The following is a 17783-nucleotide window of genomic DNA, read 5'->3' on the forward strand; positions in this document are numbered from 1 at the left end:
TAGTGGCTTGTTTTGCCAAGTAAAGTTTTAGTCCGACCAAAGCTGCGAGTGGTATCCACCAATTCGCACGCGCGAGCTTGCGGTCAACCGTATCAAAATATCAATAAAACCTCAGTAAGGTTATGATTTTTTCCAAAAAGATTGAATGTCAGCCTAAGCTATGCTTAAGTAGAGAGTAGAATTTGCTATAATCTGAGCGTCCGTCATATCCAACTATTTAAGCCGTTATTGACTGTGTTTAGTATGACCCCATCCCTCTTAACCCTGCGAACCTGTACCCTAATCAGCAGAACGCCTCGCCTATAATCGCTTTGGGAGAAAACGTGCCAAAAAAGGAAATAAAAGTTGATGATGACCTCTTGGTCTTTGAAACCGTGATGCGCGTGCGTCATACTGAGATCGATACGGGTCAGTATATGACTATCGAATCTTTGACCGCATTGTTGACGGAAGCATGGTTGCGGTTTTTATATGCCAAAGGAATCAAAGAGGTCAATGCCGATTATCAAGGTTTGATTATTGATGAATTACAGCTAAATATCAGCAGCCGTGTACAGGTACGTGAAGAGCTGTTGTTTGAGGTGGGTGTTGAACCCATGTATGATAATGGCGGTCATGTAGAGATAAAGATCTCACGTCTACACACAGGTGATACCGTAGCAAAAGCCAGACAGCATTTTGTCAATTATGACTTTAAAGCGAATAAAGTAACCGCGCTTGATAACAAGATTAAAGAAGCGCTGTACCCACACTTATTTAAGCATTAATAAGGTTAATTCATAACAAATACCATTGCCATATCAGTGACTGTTTTTTGAGTACTATTTTTTAAGTGCTATCTTTTAAGTAAATGTTTTTCTCAAAATACGAATGGCTTGATTAAATAACAATAGCAAATACCACACCCAGAAAAAACGGATAAATGATGACTTTACCTGCTTGGCTAACCGACGTAAATTTTAATAGTGATGGTTTAATTCCTGCCATTGCCCAAGATCATAAGTCTGGGCGTATTCTGATGATGGCGTGGATGAATAGCGACGCGCTGCTATTAACCGCCCAAACAAAAACAGCGGTTTACTTTTCGCGATCACGCGCCAAACTGTGGCACAAAGGCGAGTCGTCAGGTCACACGCAAACCGTGCATGACATTCACTTGGACTGTGATGCCGATGTCATTGTACTAAACGTCACGCAAGCAGGTGGCATTGCTTGCCACACAGGACGCGAATCTTGTTTTTATCGGCGTTTGGACTTATCTGGGCAACACCCAGAATGGCAAACCGTCGATAAAGTCTTAAAAGATCCCTCTGATATTTATCATTCAAATGAATCGACCATTGATACAGCTCAAGACAAAAATCCTAGCGCTAATGTCGTTACGGATGCTGACACTATTACCCATGTTGAGAGCAATCAAACGCACACTGATCAACGCTCTATTTTGCAACAACTGGATCACGTATTGTCAGAACGAAAACAAGCCGATGCCGATAGCTCTTATGTGGCAAGTTTATACGCCAAAGGTTTGAATAAAATCTTAGAAAAAGTGGGTGAAGAAAGCGTAGAGAGTATTATCGCTGCCAAAGACTTTGCCAACTGTGATGAGAATACAGACAAAACGCAATACGATGACGCCCGTCATGAGCTCATTTATGAAGTGGCAGATGTTTGGTTCCACACCTTGGTTGGTTTGGCATGGTTTGATATAGAGTCAGACACCGTATTGAGCGAGCTGGGTCGACGCTTTGGACTCTCAGGTATCGATGAAAAAGCCGCTCGATAGCTTTGACACTTACTTAAGTAAATAGCTTTATCTTTTGTGGTCGGTTTCACCTTTTTGTCATAAGTGCAGGATATAATGTACCTCTATTTTACTTCGCATTATATGTCGATGTTTTTTGTTTACTGATCAATCTTCATAAACTCAAAGCCTTCATATAAAGACTGAAAATTAAGTCAAAAGGATACCATTATGGGCAGTTTTTCTATTACGCATTGGCTAATATTATTGGTCGTCGTTGTCGTCGTATTTGGCACTGCAAAACTCAAAAATGCCGGCAAAGATTTGGGCGGTGCGGTCAAAGGTTTTAAAGAAGCCGTTAAAGATGAAAACGTTGAACATGCCAAAAAACATGTGGTGCTTGATCATGATGGCAATGCCCGTACAACTGAGCGTTCTGCCAGCCAAAAGGTTGATGACAGCACTGTCCACTCTACGCCTGTTGACGATAAGCACAACGTATAAGCCCGTCGCATTTAGCCTGCTTTATTTGAAATAGTGACATTCGACCATTATGTTTGATATTGGGTTTTCTGAATTACTCCTCTTCGGCGTCATCGCCCTGATTGTCTTAGGCCCAGAAAAACTGCCTCAAGCAGCGCGCACGGCTGGGCAATGGTATGCCAAAATTCGCCGTACCGTCTCGACGTTACAGTCTGAGATAGAAGCTGAACTGGATTTGGCTGAAACGCGGCAAATGATGCAAAAAGAGCTTGCCAAAATTCGTCAAACTGAAGCGGATATGAGACGTGAGATGGCAGAGATGCGCGGTAATATGAAGCAATTTGAACACTCGCAGAACCAGCATCTAAAAGCCTCCCATACCGATAATAGTGCGCATGATCAGAGTGATAAGGCAGAGACTGAGCACAGTAGCGACACAGGCAATCATCAAACCGCCGCCCCAACAGCATTCGATTATGCGTATGGGCAAGAGCAAAAATCAGCCGAACACGATATCTTCTCAGCACCAGACGTTAATACTTGTACCAACCAACCCGTTCAACCTATCATGACCAGACCGTGGGAGAATATGTGGTTTCGTTTGGGAGCGTATGACAAAGCCCGTCGCCTGCCGATGCCGCCATACTTGCCCAACTATAAAGCGGATATCTTGCTAAATGCTCATTTAGACAATTCTACGGCGAATCAAGCCTATCTCAATAAACAGGAAGCTGATTGATGGGATTGTTCAAACGCAAAAAAAGCCGTCAAGAAAAAATCACTGATTCAGACATCGACGCAAACGTTGATTCAAGCCTAGGCACTGATTCAAGTATTGAGTCCAGCTCAAAAACCGCTCATGATAATGCGTCTGACGATGTTTTAAGCGCTTTGGCTGATATGCCCATCACTGAGCATCTGATTGAGCTGCGTCGCCACCTGATTAGAATATGTGTGGCGGTACTGGTCATATTTTTGGCGTTAGCAGGGTTTTCACGTGAGCTGTATAACTTTTTGTCAGACCCACTGGTTGCTCAATTGCCTGCCAATTCGACCATGATTGCAACCGATATTACGTCCAACTTTATGGCACCGATACGGCTGACTGTATTTGTCGCTGCATTTTTGGCCATGCCGTATATTCTTTATCAGATTTGGTCATTTGTTGCGCCCGGATTGTATAAAAAAGAGAAGAAAATCGCGATTCCAGTGCTATTTTCATCCATCTTTTTATTCTATGCAGGGGTAGCGTTTTCTTACTTCGTGGTGCTCAAAGGCGTGCTGAAGTTCTTTATCATGTTTGCCCCGCAGAATGTCCTACCAATGACAGATATCGACAGCTATCTAAGTTTTGCCTTAAAATTATTTATGGTGTTTGGATTAACGTTTGAGATTCCCGTTGTCACCTTGCTATTGATATTGGCCGGTATTGTCTCCATTCAGAGCCTAGAGGAAAAACGCCGTTATATTATCGTTGGTTGTTTTGCGGTAGCAGCAGTTGTCACGCCGCCCGATGGTGTCTCGATGCTGATGCTGGCCGTTCCGATGTGGTTATTGTTTGAGCTTGGTTTATTGCTGGCCAAAATCCTCATCAAAGAAGCGCCTACCCCTATTTTTGCCTCGACCAACAAGCAATAGAACGCTTAATATTCTTATTTGATGTTAAGTAGGCCTATTCAATAGAAAAAAATCATGTTTTAATTCATCATGATTTTTTCTTATCCCAGTGAGCTTAGCGCTTATTGTCATCACTGACCACGATCAGCGTCCAACAGCCATTGTTTATGCAGTGGCTTTTTTTACCGCCGTTGTTTTTCATCATTTTTTGTCCTTTAGGTAGCCTTATTATGTCCGCATCTATGCCCGCTTATATGAGTGACCCCACCGATGAGCAGCTGAGCGCGCTTAATATGGCCATGGATCATAAGTCATTCAAAGTAGTTGCCTATGCCGGTGCTGGTAAAACAACGACGCTCAAATTAATCGGTGAGCGTCTGCGCGGACGTGGTCTATATCTGGCCTTTAACAAAGCGATTGCCAATGACGCAAGGCAGAAGTTTCCGCCCCATGTAGAGTGCCGTACCTTCCATTCACTTGCTTACCGTCATGTGGCTCGCGATATTACCGCCAAGCTTTCATTGCCACGCTTTTCACCCAAGCGTCTAGGCGATGATTTGGGCTTACAACCGGTACAAGTCCGTCGGCAAATGGATGGGGTCAATAAGTACATCACCTTGACGCCTGCTCGACTGTCGCGTTTCGTCAGTGATGCGGTGAGTAATTTTTGTAGTACCCATGCCAGCTATCCTGCGCCAAGACATATATTGTTTCCCAGTTGGCTCGATGAATCGGATGCCGAGCAGCTGCGCGAGATGCTCTACCCTGCCGTTGAACAACGTTGGCTACAATCGATTGATGCACGCCACCCGGCTGGCATTGGGCATGATATTTATCTTAAGCTTTGGGCCTTGTCTAAGCCCAGCATTCCTGCTGATTTTATATTATTTGATGAAGCGCAAGACGCTGACCCATTAATGATGGGGATTTTGACGCAGCAGCCAAGACAAGTCATTTATGTGGGCGACGCGCATCAGCAGATTTACGAATGGCGCGGTGCGGTGAATGCCATGAAAAAGCTACCGCTACCGCAAACCTTATTGACGCAGTCGTTTCGCTTTGGTGAACCGATTGCAGAAGTGGCCAATACCTTATTGAAAGCCTTGCAGGAAGACGTGCCCCTAAAAGGCAACCCCAATAAACAGTCCTCTACGGATAAAGGCATGGTGCATAGCAAAAAAGACGCTATCTTGTGCCGTACCAATGCCGCTGCCATGGCGCAGCTTTTGACAGGTTTAAAACTTGGACACCGCGTGGCGCTACAAGCCGATACCGATCGCATGCTCAAATTCTGTCAAGCTGCGGAGAACTTAAAAAATGGCAAGTCGGCTTATGGCGTGCCTGAGCTTGCCTATTTCTATAATTGGGGCGATGTACAAGAATACTCGGAAACCAACGAGGGCAGCGACTTAAAAACCTTGGTCAAACTGGTCGATGATCATGGCACCAATGTGTTGACGCAAGCAGTCAATAGCCTTACCCGTATCGAGAATGCCGACTATGTCATCTCAACGGCGCATAAAGCCAAAGGGCTTGAGTGGGGTAAAGTGCAACTGGACGATGACTTTTATTATGATGTCACCACCAACGCGGTCAAGATAAGTCCAGAAGAATTGCGCTTGCTCTACGTCGCCTGCACACGCGCCCAAAGCAACTTGGACATTCACAACATTAAAGACTTGATATCAGGATTACAGACGGGGAAAAAGGTGGTTTTTGGCAATACTTAATTTTCTTAAACCTCACAGCAAGCAAGAAAATTTTGTACCAATCCTTTATCCTAATACTCTGCCTTCATTTGATCTTCGGTCAACCGTTCTTCCATTTCTAATAATGATTACCGCACCATGAATAACACTCAGCAATTTCAAGCACGTAAAAATGCCATACGCCAACGGTTCGCCAATCCCGTCCGCCTACTCGCCCCCATGGAAGGCTTGACCGATCCATTGATGCGCCAAATTTTAACGCAAATTGCGTCAGACTTAGGCCGTCCCTATGATTGGTCAGTGAGCGAGTTTATTCGCGTGACCCAACATGTCTTGCCAGCTCATGTCTTTTATAAATATGTGCCTGAGCTACATCATGACGCCAAGACCGCGTCTGGCACGCCGATTCATGTGCAGCTACTTGGTAGTGAGGCACAACTAATGGCAGAAAACGCCGCTTACGCTTGTGAGCTTGGCGCGCCTGCCATTGATATCAATTTTGGTTGTCCTGCCAAGACCGTCAATAGCCATCGCGGTGGCTCGGTATTATTGGATGAACCTGAAGTCATGTACGAGATTATCAGCGCCGTGCGCCGCGCCGTCCCTGACAATATTCCTGTATCAGCGAAGATTCGTTTGGGCTACACCGATACCAGCCGCATAGACGATATTCGCGGTGCCATTGATAGTAGTGGCGCTGATTGGCTGACCATTCACGCCCGCACCAAAACCCAAGGCTATAAGCCGCCTGCTTATTGGGATAAAGTTCAGAATTTTAATGCGCTTAATATTCCCGTGATTGCCAATGGCGAGATTTGGAACACAGAGCAAGCGCAAAATTGCATGGTGCAGGCAGGAACAAGGCATCTCATGCTGGGGCGCGGCGCGGTTACTCGTCCCGATTTGATTGCTCATATCGATCAGCACATGATTCAAAATGACATGTTTAAAAGCGACTTGGTTCACGTTGATAATAGACAATTAGAAGATACAGCAACGCTGTTGTGGCAAGATTTGATTGGGCATCAAATCAAATTTTTACAAGGCGAAGCGAAAAGCGAGGTGGTCTTAGTCGGACGTTACAAGCAGTGGCTTGGGATGCTCACTAAAGGTTATAGTGAGGCGCAAATACTGTGGAACGATATCAAACGAGAAAAAAATAAAGCAGCGATCATTACCGCACTGCAAGCCAGTGTCCGATAACCATCATCTGCTTTTTCTTAACGTTTTTCTATAAAATCAGACTTTACTGTAGTCTTAGCATTAAGTACTAATACGGATTGCTAAGTAAAACAACATCAGACAACAAGCAATAGATAACACCCAAAGTATGGAACGAAACGTCGCCAAATTGGTAATATAAGCGGCGCAATAGCCAATGCGAATCAACACATACAGCCAAGCCAGCGTGTTAATAATCAATTGCGGAACGAAGAACAACATAGCAGCCAAAACGGCAGCCAAAAAGACAGGCAACGTCTCATAGCTGTTCTGCTGCGCTGCATTGGCACGTGCCGCCATTCCTGTCGTATTTTGCAAAAAGTCACGCGGATGCGAGTTGTCAGCCATATTAAAGCCGCCAACTACTTTCGCCAACATTGCCATCATTACTGGTAATAGACTTGCTATCACCATTGCCCAAATGGCAGAAGCAGCGGTATCAGAGACCAATCCAAAGATTGCATTCATAAGTATCCTTGCCCCTACCCTGCAATAACTTCAAAATCATGAGTAATATTCACCCCGCCTTGCGCCAACATGCGGCTGGCCGAGCAGTATTTTTCTGCAGACAGGTTTACCGCTTTTTCGACTTGTTTGTCCTTGATATCTTTACCCGTCACAATAAAGTGCAGATGAATATCGGTATATACCGCTGGTACGGCATCAGCGCGCTGTGCAGTCAGCTCACAACGTACATCTTGTACTTCTTGACGCGATTTTTGCAAAATCGATACCACATCATAACTGGCACACCCACCCAAACCCAACAAGATGAGCTCCATGGGGCTGGCGCCTTTTTCTTTACCGCCATCCATTTGTACATTATGTCCTGATGGCGAGACGCCCATAAACGCTTTATTCTCTTGCCAAGTAACGCTTGCTTTTGATTCTGACATTTTGCATGATCCTTCTATAATATATTATGTATGTTTTTTAAAAAATGCTCGTAATTTTGTGAGCTTGACCGCTTATTAGCGTTAAGAGGTTGGCCTATCTAATTCGGAAACTGCTCTAGTGTAGCATAAGCCAAAGCGAGGTTTTATAGAGCCATTGTCTCAAAACTTAGCCATTGAAAACTTAGTCATTGAAAACTTAGTCATTAGAAACCTAGTCGTTTAATAAGTAATTAGCGACTGATGTTTTCTTTTGCAAATTATTTGTCTTTTATAAATAGGGTTTGGGTAGCTAACTGCATCTTGTAAGCCCAAACACTTACGACAATGTCAATTTATCTTTATTAATTTTTAGCAAAATAATTAACAAAAGTTTAATTATAAATGACTGATTTTAAACGGATAAACTCGTGAAACATTTTATAGCAAAATACTGTTACACATTTTGCTTGTTTCTTGGTTTAATGACGGTAATGAATCTTATTCTTATCAGATATCGATAATAATCACCCTATAATAATTATGATTGCTGTCGCGATATTTGGTTTGAATAAGCACTGTTTTAAACAAATTAAAAAGGTTTGGTCATGATAGATGCAGACGGCTTTCGCGCCAATGTCGGCATCATCTTGGCAAATACACAAGGGCAAGTTCTGTGGGCAAAACGTATTGGTCACAACGCTTGGCAATTTCCCCAAGGCGGTATCGACCGCGGGGAGACGCCGATGGATGCGATGTATCGCGAGCTCTGGGAAGAGGTCGGCCTGCATCCGCGTCACGTAGATTTACTGGCAGTCACGCAAGATTGGTTGCGTTATCGTCTGCCAAAACGTTATGTGCGTCACGGACAGCACCCTTTATGTATTGGGCAAAAACAGAAATGGTTTTTGCTGCGCTTAGATGAGCCGAATACCCAACACATCCGCTTTGATGAGGGTAAACCAGAATTTGATCACTGGCAATGGGTCAGTTACTGGTATCCACTCGGACAAGTGATTCATTTTAAACGCGGAGTATATCGTCGCGCTCTACAAGAGCTGGTACGTGAACTTCCCCTAAAGCAAGAGTTGATTATCCCTGAACAAAACAATCACTTGTTAGTGGAGTGAGGTTTGACAACATAATAGATTTCCACGCCATTTGCTAGTAGGTTTAGCAGGTGTCGTGGGCATTTTTTTATGTTTATTTTTCTTTTATAGACTTTGGCTTTCGCGACTTATTATCTTAGCCTCTACACTTGAGCTTGCCTCATCGTCTTTAGTCAATGTCAAAATACTTTGGGTGCGCGTTCCATAGGTGGGTACGTTATCTACCCCGCGACCTAGGGCAACCGGTTCGATATAAACCGAAGACAGCACCTGCTCAAGCTCAGTCGCCATGCCAGTATCAGGCAGCCGATCCGCTGGCGCTTGTGTATGATCGGACAACACATTAAAAGCGGCGGCTTGCCAGTATTCAGGGGCGCTATCTTCTGCAATCAATGGCAATACTTCTTGGCGTAGTCTGCCACGTAAACGCTCGGTTTTAAACCAACTGTCTTCCGGTTGACCGTTTGAGATGACATGTAGTCCTGCGTACAAGGGAGTGGGCGCATGGCCGCGATTATTGACGATAACGGCTTGCGCCGTATCACCAATAATAAGATTGAAACCCGCATACGCTTGCAGCTGGATGTTACGGGCAAAATCCATTGGGCTTAATGTGCCTGTCAAAAACTCTGTCACTAACGCCCCGCGTGAGCGCTCATCATTACTGGCCTGTACACCGTCACGAAAGTTCAATACCGCCGCCCAGCGTCCGTTTTGTTGTCTAAACTCTTGTTGTTGCAGAGCTGTCTGCTGTGCTTGATGAATGCCCAACCAAGTACCACCGCTTTGACTGTCACGTCCTGCGTAGATAGGCTGATCAGACCACTGATGCAATGGCTTAGTCGGACGCTGCAAAAACTCATCACGATTGGACAATAGCACTAATGGCAGCTCATCAAATAATTGCCAAGCAATGGCGACAATACACATAGTATTCCTTTTATAAAAATCTGTTGTACAAGTACTTTTTAGCAAAGATAAAAGACTTTGTTTATAGCGTATTGGCTAACAAAACATCAATTATGGATTGCCATCCAATAGCTTATTGGCAGGATAACTGATTTGAGAAGTCGAGCGTATCACTTGTGACTGTTTACTCGGTAAGTCGAATTCCCACGCTACCATGCCTTGGTTATCATTCCAATTGCGCTCAGTGACAGGCGGCGAATGAGTGACCGCAACTTTCAGGCTATCATCGCGGCTGATGGGCTCACTCCCCAATACTTGTAAGCGCACAGGGCGGTTATGCTGGTTGGTAAATTGATAAGCTTTGGTGGTCGTTAAGGTTTGCGTACGGCTTAGCACGCCTTTTTCACCCTGCTTGTCTTCATTGATTAGCGCTTTCACCATCGTGTTTGGATCACGACCAAAGCCAATCCCCTGCTCTTTTAGCATCTGATAGCTATAACGCGACTGACCCACATAGTTATCGTCACGGTACAGCTGTAATGAACCATCTACCCAATCTGGGGTCAAGAACGGCGCCGACGCATACCAATAGGCAGCTGTCTCCACGCTCGGGGTACTCCGAACCCACAGCTTACTGCTACCAGACTGCTCGCCAATCACTGTACGTACTCGTCGACCGCCACTCGGAATCGTCACTAGCTGCGGTAAGCGATACTCAATAATACCGTTTTTGTTTTGGCTGCTAACGGCAAAACTTGGTAGCGGTGCTTCAGCAACAGCATCGCTATAGCTCTCTCTTCCAGATACCAATACAACAGGCATAGCCTCCGACATAGGTGGTACATACTGAACATTTTGATTTTCTTCATATAGCGATAGGCGCGGCACATAAGGCAGTTGCCCTGTCGCACTTTGATTAGGATTTGCAGTACTGAGGGTCACAGGAACATTGGTCCAGTTCTCACCCGTTTGCTGGGCGATGATCGCAGAGGCAGTGATATTTAGCTGCTCGCTATTGGTGTTTAGACGCGCTTGATACGTGGGTTCCCAACCTGCGCCTTGCACCTGATAATGCAATTTGAGCGTGCTTGGCGAGCGACTGACAGTGCGTACGCTTACCTGTGTCACATTGTTAGAGACTGATGTTGCGCTACCTGCCATGATCTGATTCAGTGCGTCTTGTGCACTTGCCTGCCGCTGCTGAATCTCCAAAATCTTTTGGTTAAGACTGGCGGCCTGCGTCTCTATATCGCGTGCGTTGTTGGCGATAGTTCCGTCAATATTAACTTGCGTGACTTTGGTCAAATTCTGCAAATAGGCTTTTGCCAAGCGCGCGGCTTCTAATTCAGCATTGATACTGGCTAGGGTATTTTGCTGTGTTTGCACCTTAGCGTCACCTTGATACTGACACTGGGCGGCTTGCTCCCCTGTCAATTCTTCAATACTGATTTCACCAACATTGACATTGTCCATCGCTTGTACGCTGAGACTTTCTTTATCCATATAAGGTGACAGGCAAGAAAATACAACGGTTTGCTCGCCACTGCCTGTAAGAGGCAACGAACGTGTGACGCTTGCCAGTCCCTGATACACAGTCACTTGCTCGATACTACTGGTTGCTGCTTGTGCGCCAGATAGCCCTAATACGGTACTACCACCGAATATTAGTGGCAGTACAGCGAAACGGGTCATTGAGCTGAGCGGCGCTAATATGCGTGCAGGATCCGTTAGGCCAGACCCATGCGTTGGGTGTGCGTTCATACATCTTTCCTTAGAAGTGAAATCAATCATGGCATCTTTCTATTTATATCCCTTTTATGGTGCAGTTTATTGATGATAATGCACTAAATTAACGATTATCTTAAATAATAGTTAATTATTACTCAATTGTGACCTGATTATTGACTTTTTTAACTTGGCACGGAACTTGAACCCTTAATAAGCGTTCAGGAGCAATATTTTATCTTTTGTGTCTATTTAGGAGATGTCCATGTTTTCGTTACCCACTTTAGCCAATCCTCAATTTGTTGACTCTCACTTCCACGGCAAAATCAAATCACGCTTTTCGTTACTAGCGATTGCCATCGTTGGCAGCCTGAGTCTTGCTGGCTGTCAAAAGCCTGCCGAAACCGCGACATCAACAGAGACAACAACCGAAACCGCGACAGAAACCACGACCACTCCTGCCGCTGATGGCGACACGATCAAAGTGGGCATCTTGCATTCCCTATCTGGCACCATGGCCATCTCTGAAACTTCTCTAAAAGATACTGCCTTGATGACCATTGATGAGATCAATGCCAATGGTGGTGTGCTCGGTAAGCAACTAGAGCCTGTGGTTGTTGATCCTGCCTCTGACTGGCCATTGTTTGCTGAAAAAGCGCGTCAGCTGCTCACTCAAGATAAAGTTGATGTGATTTTTGGTGGTTGGACATCGGTATCGCGTAAGTCAGTATTGCCAGTGGTTGAAGAGCTAAACGGCTTAATGTTTTATCCAGTACAGTACGAAGGCCAAGAGCAATCAGAAAATATTTTTTACACTGGCGCAGCGCCCAACCAGCAAGCCATTCCAGCGGTTGAGTATTTGATGAGCGAAGAAGGCGGCGGTGCAGAGCGCTTTGTGTTATTGGGTACCGATTACGTCTATCCACGCACCACCAATCAGATTTTGAAAGCGTTTTTGAAATCAAAAGGCGTGGCTGATGCAGACATCATGGAAGAGTACACACCATTTGGTTTTAGCAACTATCAAACCATCGTCTCTAATATTAAGAAATTCTCAACAGGCAAAAAGACCGCGGTGATCTCTACCATCAATGGCGACTCAAACGTGCCGTTCTATCGTGAGCTTGCCAACCAAGGTATCAAGGCCTCAGATATTCCAGTCATGGCGTTCTCAGTCGGTGAAGAAGAGCTGCGCGGTATTGATACCAGCTTATTACAAGGACACTTGGCGGCATGGAACTACTTTATGTCGATCAAAAACCCAACCAATAGCGACTTTACCAAACGCTATAAGCAATACGCACTGGACAAAAAATTGCCGAATGCTGACAAAGTCGTGACCAATGATCCGATGGAAGCCACCTATGTGGGTATCAATATGTGGAAACAAGCCGTTGAAAAAGCAGGCACCACCAATGTCGATAAAGTACGTATTAGCATGGCGGGACAAACCTTTGACGCACCTTCTGGCTACACCCTAAAAATGGATGAGGAAAACCACCACTTATGGAAGCCTGTGATGATTGGACAAATTCGTACCGATGGTCAATTTGACATTATTTATAAAACCCAAGAAGTCATCCAAGCACAGCCATGGAGCGAGTATATTCCTAAATAAACGGTTCCCTAAATAAATGGATGCTGAAAAGCGCATGGATAGTGGGCAGCTGGATAGACGATATAAATAAACGTATCCGCGCCTACTTTCCACATTTATTTTCAACATTTTAAGCATCTCCAAATCTTATTAAGACTTCTATTACTTACTAGGCTAAGTGATAAAAGACAAGAATTTGTTGTCTGTAAAAACAGGGAGCCGTATATGCCGCACCATACTTTACGTCCATTTTTAGGACAAATATTGTCCAAAAATGATAACGAGCAACAAGCAGTAGCAGTAGCAGTGAAGAACACGACTCGTATGTCAATGTTTGTGCCGCTACCGCTGCTTGCATTGATTATCTTGTTTATGGCGATCTTAAGCACCACCGCACACGCTGACAATCACGCTGATAATGATGCTCAATCTACAAATATCGCCACTATCACCTCAGAGTCGATGACTGATGGTAGTGGTACGCTACGCACCAATAATGAGCAATCACTGACTACTCCTTCACAAACCTCGACTGCCGCATCAGGTGATGCAATCCCCCAGTTCGTAGCAGGTGATTTTAGTCAGCGCCAAGCCATGCTAAATGATTGGCCAGGATCGATTGAGAGTTTAGACAGTCTAGTCGAGTTGATTGCCAATGATGAGCTGTATCAAGGCAACGGTGGACAGACTTATTTGCTCAACGCAGAGGATCAGCTTTTTACCTATCCTGACAAAAAAGAAACGGCCGATTGGCCAAGTGACTTATCACAAGTCACATTGACCAATGCCTTACGTTCCGCGCTGATTTTTGGGCAGGCCAAGGTAAAGCTAGAGTCTGACAAGCCAGCACAGCGCCTGCAAGCTGTAAATATTCTGGCTAATAACATTGATCAAGTCGATCCAGCCATTATCACAGCCGCTATAACAAACGAAGACAATGCTAAAGTTAAAAAAGCATTGGCCGCCCTACAAGCGCGTATAGACTTTAAAAATGGTGACCTAGCCACTCAGATTGTAGCGGTAAAGCTACTCGCTGATAGCGATAGCCCGCAAGTATTGGTCGATATCGAGTCTGCGCTCGCAGCGGATAATATAGATCCTACCTTCGAAGCGGCGCTTATCGATGCCAGAGACAGGGTGGCGCGCCGTATCAAGATAAGCACATGGACAGGGCATATTTTCACAGGCATGAGTACGGCCAGTATTTTACTGCTCGCTGCGCTTGGCCTTGCGATTACCTTTGGTTTGCTTGGCGTGATTAACATGGCGCATGGTGAGCTGATTATGATTGGCGCGTATACCACCTATATGGTGCAAAATTTCTTCCAAGCTTACATGCCAGATATGGTTGGCTGGTATTTGCTTGTTGCTATTCCAGCTGCCTTTTTGGTCAGCGCGGTCATTGGCATGGTTATTGAGCGTATTGTGATTCGGCCCTTATATGGTCGTGAGCTGGAAACCTTGTTGGCAACCTTTGGTGTGAGTCTCATTCTAATGCAGTTGGTACGGATGATTTTTGGCGCACAAAACGTTGAAGTCAGCAATGTGGCGTGGCTGAGCGGCGCCTATCAAGTGTCATCCAGCCTAGTGCTGCCTTATAACCGTATTGCCATTATCGTGTTTACGGTCCTCGTCGTGGCGCTACTGGTGTACTTACTCAACAAGACCCGTTTTGGTTTGTTTATACGCGCCGTCACCCAAAACCGTCAAATGGCACGTGCTGTCGGTATCCCTTCTGCCCGCATCGATATGATGGCATTTGGTCTAGGCTCTGGGCTGGCGGGTATGGCTGGCTGTGCGCTTGCGCAAGTGGGCAACGTGGGTCCTGATCTGGGTCAGACCTATATTATTGATACCTTTTTGGTCGTCGTCGTTGGCGGAGTCGGGCAAGTATGGGGCGCGGTACTAGCCGCCTTAGGACTGGGTGTTAGCGGTACGGTGCTTGAGATTGGTATTGGCGCGGTATTGGCCAAGATTGTGTTGTTGGTTCTTGTGATTCTGTTTATTCAGAAGCGGCCACAAGGTTTATTTGCCCTCAAAGGCCGCTTTGTCGAATAAGGAGAGCGCTATGATACTGACCAAATTATTGTCTGATACAAGGCGTAGTGCCGTTTTAATTGGTTTGTGCTTTGCAGTATTGCTGATACTGCCTTGGCTGCATCTGATGCCGGAAACCTCACCCTTTCATCTCTCAGCCTACTGGATCACGCTCATTGGCAAAATAATGGCGCTGGCAATGGTGGCATTGGCACTAGACCTTGTCTGGGGCTATGCTGGCATCCTAAGCTTGGGGCATGGCTTGTATTTTGCGTTGGGTGGTTATGCGTTTGGCATGTACTTAACCCGTGAGACTGCTGGCGATGGACTGCCTGATTTTATGCGTTTTTTGAGCTGGACTGAGATGCCATGGTACTGGGCAGGTACGCAGCACTTTTGGTGGGCGATGACCTTGGTAGTCTTAGTACCAGGTGTGATTGCCTTTATCTTTGGTTTTTTCGCCTTTCGCTCCAAAATCAAAGGGGTGTATTTTTCTATCATCACCCAAGCCATGGTCTATGCAGCAGCCCTGCTCTTCTTCCGTAATGAGACAGGCTTTGGTGGCAATAATGGCTTTACTGGTTTTACCACCCTTTTAGGCTATGACATTACCGCTGCCTCAACTCGTGCGGTGCTGTGCTTTGTCACTGCCTTAGCGCTGCTCGTGTCTTACCTGGGTCTGCGTTATTTGATGAATCAACCTTATGGACGCGTACTGGGCGCGATTCGTGATAGCGAAAACCGCTTACAGTATTTGGGCTATCGCACGCTATGGTACAAGCTATCTGCTTGGGTATTATCCGCCGTCATCGCTGGTATCGCAGGGGCACTCTATGTGCCGCAAGTCGGCATTATCAATCCAAGTGAGATGAACCCTGTCAACTCAATCGAGATGGCCGTTTGGGTCGCGACTGGCGGTCGAGGAAGTTTGATTGGCGCAATTTTGGGAACGGGCGTGGTGAACGCGGTAAAAACCTACTTTACGGTCGCTTATCCTGAGTTTTGGCTATTGATATTAGGCGGGCTATTCGTCGTGGTCACGTTGTTTTTACCCAATGGCATTATGGGCTTGTTCGATCGCTTTAAAAAGGAGAAACAGTAATGCTAACTGATAAATCAACACCGTCTGAACCGCCAGTTAATGAGTATGGGCGTACTCATGGCGGTACTGGCCGCAGCCACCCAAAGCCAGCAGGCGCCGATTTTAGCCATGGTATTGCGCTATATCTAGAAGAGGTGAGCGTTTGGTTTGATTCGTTTAGAGCACTTAATAATCTGTCGCTCTATATTGAGGAGGGTGAGCTGCGCTGTATTATCGGACCCAATGGCGCGGGCAAAACCACGCTGATGGATGTCATCACTGGTAAAACTCGCCCTACCGAAGGCAGTGTATTTTTTGGTCAGACGCACAATCTTGCCAGTCTATCTACCGAAGAAATCGCTGAAGCGGGTATCGGGCGTAAGTTTCAAAAGCCTACCGTATTTGAAAACTTTACCGTCATGGATAATTTGTTACTTGCCGCACCGAAAGACAAACGCGTTGTCAAAAGCTTGTTCAACAAACTCGATGCCGACACGCGCGATACCCTCGACGCCACCCTTCAGCAAATCCGTTTAACTGACAGGATCAACAAGCCGGCTGGTTTACTCTCTCATGGTCAAAAGCAGTGGCTTGAGATTGGTATGCTCCTCATGCAAAGTCCCAAGCTTATTTTACTGGATGAGCCTGTGGCGGGTATGACGGATGCCGAAACCGAGCATACTGCCGAGCTGTGCCTGCGTCTTAAGAAAAATCACACCTTAGTGGTGGTCGAGCATGACATGACCTTTATTGATGCTATCAGCGAAAAAGTCACGGTATTGGCACAAGGGGCGATATTGGCAGAAGGCACTTTGGCAGAAGTGCAAGCCAATGAAGCGGTGATTGAGTCCTATTTAGGTCGATAGCTGGGTCGATAATTGGGGCACTAACTCAATACATCGCCAGTCAATAATAAACCGCTAAACCATGCAAATGTTAAAAATAATTAAAAGATTAGGAGATCGTCATGTTACAAGTCAATGGCATCAATCAATATTACGGTGGCAGTCATATTTTACGAGACGTCTCATTCACAGCACCCGTAGGCGCATGCAGCGTCGTACTTGGGCGCAATGGCGTGGGCAAGACCACACTGCTCAAATGCTTGATGGGCATACTGCCAATCAAATCAGGAGAGATTTTGCTCAATGACAAAGATATCAGCAAACTCTCACCCGAGCAGCGTGTGCGAGCAGGGCTGGCTTATGTGCCACAAGGTCGCGATATATTTTCGACATTGACCGTAGAAGAAAATATCTTGATTGGTATGGCTAAGTTTCCACGCAGTAAGGCCAAGCAAGTACCCAAGCATTTATATGATATTTTCCCAGTCCTTGATGAAATGAAACACCGTCGTGGCGGCGATTTATCCGGTGGTCAGCAGCAGCAACTTGCCATTGCTCGTGCGCTAGCCTCCGAGCCGACTGTCCTTATTTTAGACGAGCCAACCGAAGGCATTCAACCCTCCATTATCAAAGATATTGGCCGCGTCCTTCGCGACTTGGCTGACAAAGGTGACATGGCCATTGTACTGGTCGAGCAGTTCTATGAGTTTGCCGAAGATCTGGCTGATAACTACACGGTGCTCTCACGTGGCAAGGTAGTTTCGCAAGGTTCAGGCGACAGCATGGTCGAAAACAACGTACAAGAATTGGTCGCTATCTGATTATCATCAATAA

General features: G+C 45.7%; 17 protein-coding genes. 13 read left to right on the forward strand and 4 right to left on the reverse strand.

The features are described from left to right. Positions 1 to 323 precede the first annotated feature (323 nt). The 7 genes from AAJP47_RS11380 (at position 324) to AAJP47_RS11410 (ending at position 6756) form a co-directional block, all read left to right on the forward strand. Complete coding sequence (locus tag AAJP47_RS11380) at positions 324 to 767, forward strand: thioesterase family protein (protein ID WP_346718041.1); 444 nt, start codon at positions 324 to 326, stop codon at positions 765 to 767. A 158-nt stretch (positions 768 to 925) separates the two neighbouring features. Then, on the forward strand, positions 926 to 1786 hold the full coding sequence (gene hisIE, locus AAJP47_RS11385) for a bifunctional phosphoribosyl-AMP cyclohydrolase/phosphoribosyl-ATP diphosphatase HisIE (RefSeq protein WP_346718042.1): 861 nt from the start codon (positions 926 to 928) through the stop codon (positions 1784 to 1786). Between the two features lie 189 nt (positions 1787 to 1975). Then, the gene (gene tatA / locus AAJP47_RS11390; protein ID WP_346718043.1) at positions 1976 to 2248 is read left to right on the forward strand and encodes a Sec-independent protein translocase subunit TatA; all 273 of its coding nucleotides are present in this window, start codon (positions 1976 to 1978) and stop codon (positions 2246 to 2248) included. A 49-nt stretch (positions 2249 to 2297) separates the two neighbouring features. Continuing rightward, a complete protein-coding gene (gene tatB / locus AAJP47_RS11395) occupies positions 2298 to 2966 on the forward strand; it encodes a Sec-independent protein translocase protein TatB (RefSeq protein WP_346718044.1) in 669 nt (222 codons plus the stop codon). Between the two features lie 161 nt (positions 2967 to 3127). Beyond that, positions 3128 to 3865, forward strand: coding sequence for a twin-arginine translocase subunit TatC (tatC, locus tag AAJP47_RS11400; protein WP_497198726.1), 738 nt, complete (start codon positions 3128 to 3130; stop codon positions 3863 to 3865). Between the two features lie 209 nt (positions 3866 to 4074). Next, positions 4075 to 5574, forward strand: coding sequence for a UvrD-helicase domain-containing protein (locus tag AAJP47_RS11405; RefSeq protein WP_346718046.1), 1500 nt, complete (start codon positions 4075 to 4077; stop codon positions 5572 to 5574). Between the two features lie 117 nt (positions 5575 to 5691). Beyond that, on the forward strand, positions 5692 to 6756 hold the full coding sequence (locus tag AAJP47_RS11410) for a tRNA dihydrouridine synthase (protein ID WP_346718047.1): 1065 nt from the start codon (positions 5692 to 5694) through the stop codon (positions 6754 to 6756). A gap of 60 nt (positions 6757 to 6816) precedes the next feature. Here AAJP47_RS11410 and AAJP47_RS11415 read toward each other — a convergent pair whose 3' ends face one another. Both AAJP47_RS11415 and AAJP47_RS11420 read right to left on the reverse strand, forming a co-directional pair. After that, positions 6817 to 7242 (reverse strand): MAPEG family protein, encoded by a 426-nt coding sequence (locus tag AAJP47_RS11415; RefSeq protein WP_346718048.1) that lies wholly within the window; start codon positions 7240 to 7242, stop codon positions 6817 to 6819. Positions 7243 to 7256: 14 nt separating this feature from the next. Further along, positions 7257 to 7670, reverse strand: a complete 414-nt coding sequence (locus AAJP47_RS11420) for an OsmC family protein (RefSeq protein WP_346718049.1) — start codon at positions 7668 to 7670, stop codon at positions 7257 to 7259. A 584-nt stretch (positions 7671 to 8254) separates the two neighbouring features. Here AAJP47_RS11420 and AAJP47_RS11425 point away from each other — a divergent pair. After that, the gene (locus tag AAJP47_RS11425) at positions 8255 to 8776 is read left to right on the forward strand and encodes an RNA pyrophosphohydrolase (protein WP_346718050.1); all 522 of its coding nucleotides are present in this window, start codon (positions 8255 to 8257) and stop codon (positions 8774 to 8776) included. A gap of 84 nt (positions 8777 to 8860) precedes the next feature. Here the strand turns inward: AAJP47_RS11425 and AAJP47_RS11430 are convergent, their stop codons facing one another. Both AAJP47_RS11430 and AAJP47_RS11435 read right to left on the reverse strand, forming a co-directional pair. After that, positions 8861 to 9685: an NRDE family protein gene (locus tag AAJP47_RS11430; RefSeq protein WP_346718051.1), complete on the reverse strand. Its 825-nt coding sequence runs from the start codon at positions 9683 to 9685 to the stop codon at positions 8861 to 8863. A gap of 90 nt (positions 9686 to 9775) precedes the next feature. After that, positions 9776 to 11425, reverse strand: a complete 1650-nt coding sequence (locus AAJP47_RS11435) for a DUF4139 domain-containing protein (RefSeq protein ID WP_346718052.1) — start codon at positions 11423 to 11425, stop codon at positions 9776 to 9778. A gap of 229 nt (positions 11426 to 11654) precedes the next feature. Here AAJP47_RS11435 and urtA point away from each other — a divergent pair, with 229 nt between their 5' ends. From urtA to urtE, 5 genes are all read left to right on the forward strand, one after another. Further along, positions 11655 to 13007, forward strand: coding sequence for an urea ABC transporter substrate-binding protein (urtA, locus tag AAJP47_RS11440; protein WP_346718053.1), 1353 nt, complete (start codon positions 11655 to 11657; stop codon positions 13005 to 13007). Positions 13008 to 13448: 441 nt separating this feature from the next. After that, positions 13449 to 15044 (forward strand): urea ABC transporter permease subunit UrtB, encoded by a 1596-nt coding sequence (gene urtB / locus AAJP47_RS11445; RefSeq protein WP_346718159.1) that lies wholly within the window; start codon positions 13449 to 13451, stop codon positions 15042 to 15044. 10 nt (positions 15045 to 15054) lie between these two features. Further along, positions 15055 to 16125: an urea ABC transporter permease subunit UrtC gene (gene urtC, locus AAJP47_RS11450; RefSeq protein WP_346718054.1), complete on the forward strand. Its 1071-nt coding sequence runs from the start codon at positions 15055 to 15057 to the stop codon at positions 16123 to 16125. Then, complete coding sequence (gene urtD, locus AAJP47_RS11455; protein ID WP_346718055.1) at positions 16125 to 16970, forward strand: urea ABC transporter ATP-binding protein UrtD; 846 nt, start codon at positions 16125 to 16127, stop codon at positions 16968 to 16970. The genes urtC and urtD overlap by 1 nt, the downstream gene beginning before the upstream one ends. 101 nt (positions 16971 to 17071) lie before the next feature. Beyond that, positions 17072 to 17770 (forward strand): urea ABC transporter ATP-binding subunit UrtE, encoded by a 699-nt coding sequence (urtE, locus tag AAJP47_RS11460; RefSeq protein WP_346718056.1) that lies wholly within the window; start codon positions 17072 to 17074, stop codon positions 17768 to 17770. The last annotated feature ends 13 nt before the right edge of the window (positions 17771 to 17783 follow it).

The sequence above is a fragment of the Psychrobacter halotolerans genome (genome assembly GCF_039680845.1).
Classification (GTDB): domain Bacteria; phylum Pseudomonadota; class Gammaproteobacteria; order Pseudomonadales; family Moraxellaceae; genus Psychrobacter.

Bases quoted from the DNA above. Each gene is read 5' to 3' on its own strand.
- hisIE (WP_346718042.1), top strand. From the start codon at position 926: ATGACTTTACCTGCTTGGCTAACCGACGTAAATTTTAATAGTGATGGT.
- tatA (WP_346718043.1), top strand. From the start codon at position 1,976: ATGGGCAGTTTTTCTATTACGCATTGGCTAATATTATTGGTCGTCGTT.
- tatB (WP_346718044.1), top strand. From the start codon at position 2,298: ATGTTTGATATTGGGTTTTCTGAATTACTCCTCTTCGGCGTCATCGCC.
- tatC (WP_497198726.1), top strand. From the start codon at position 3,128: ATGCCCATCACTGAGCATCTGATTGAGCTGCGTCGCCACCTGATTAGA.
- AAJP47_RS11405 (WP_346718046.1), top strand. From the start codon at position 4,075: ATGTCCGCATCTATGCCCGCTTATATGAGTGACCCCACCGATGAGCAG.
- AAJP47_RS11410 (WP_346718047.1), top strand. From the start codon at position 5,692: ATGAATAACACTCAGCAATTTCAAGCACGTAAAAATGCCATACGCCAA.
- AAJP47_RS11415 (WP_346718048.1), bottom strand. From the start codon at position 7,242: ATGAATGCAATCTTTGGATTGGTCTCTGATACCGCTGCTTCTGCCATT.
- AAJP47_RS11420 (WP_346718049.1), bottom strand. From the start codon at position 7,670: ATGTCAGAATCAAAAGCAAGCGTTACTTGGCAAGAGAATAAAGCGTTT.
- AAJP47_RS11425 (WP_346718050.1), top strand. From the start codon at position 8,255: ATGATAGATGCAGACGGCTTTCGCGCCAATGTCGGCATCATCTTGGCA.
- AAJP47_RS11430 (WP_346718051.1), bottom strand. From the start codon at position 9,685: ATGTGTATTGTCGCCATTGCTTGGCAATTATTTGATGAGCTGCCATTA.
- AAJP47_RS11435 (WP_346718052.1), bottom strand. From the start codon at position 11,425: ATGAACGCACACCCAACGCATGGGTCTGGCCTAACGGATCCTGCACGC.
- urtA (WP_346718053.1), top strand. From the start codon at position 11,655: ATGTTTTCGTTACCCACTTTAGCCAATCCTCAATTTGTTGACTCTCAC.
- urtB (WP_346718159.1), top strand. From the start codon at position 13,449: ATGACTGATGGTAGTGGTACGCTACGCACCAATAATGAGCAATCACTG.
- urtC (WP_346718054.1), top strand. From the start codon at position 15,055: ATGATACTGACCAAATTATTGTCTGATACAAGGCGTAGTGCCGTTTTA.
- urtD (WP_346718055.1), top strand. From the start codon at position 16,125: ATGCTAACTGATAAATCAACACCGTCTGAACCGCCAGTTAATGAGTAT.
- urtE (WP_346718056.1), top strand. From the start codon at position 17,072: ATGTTACAAGTCAATGGCATCAATCAATATTACGGTGGCAGTCATATT.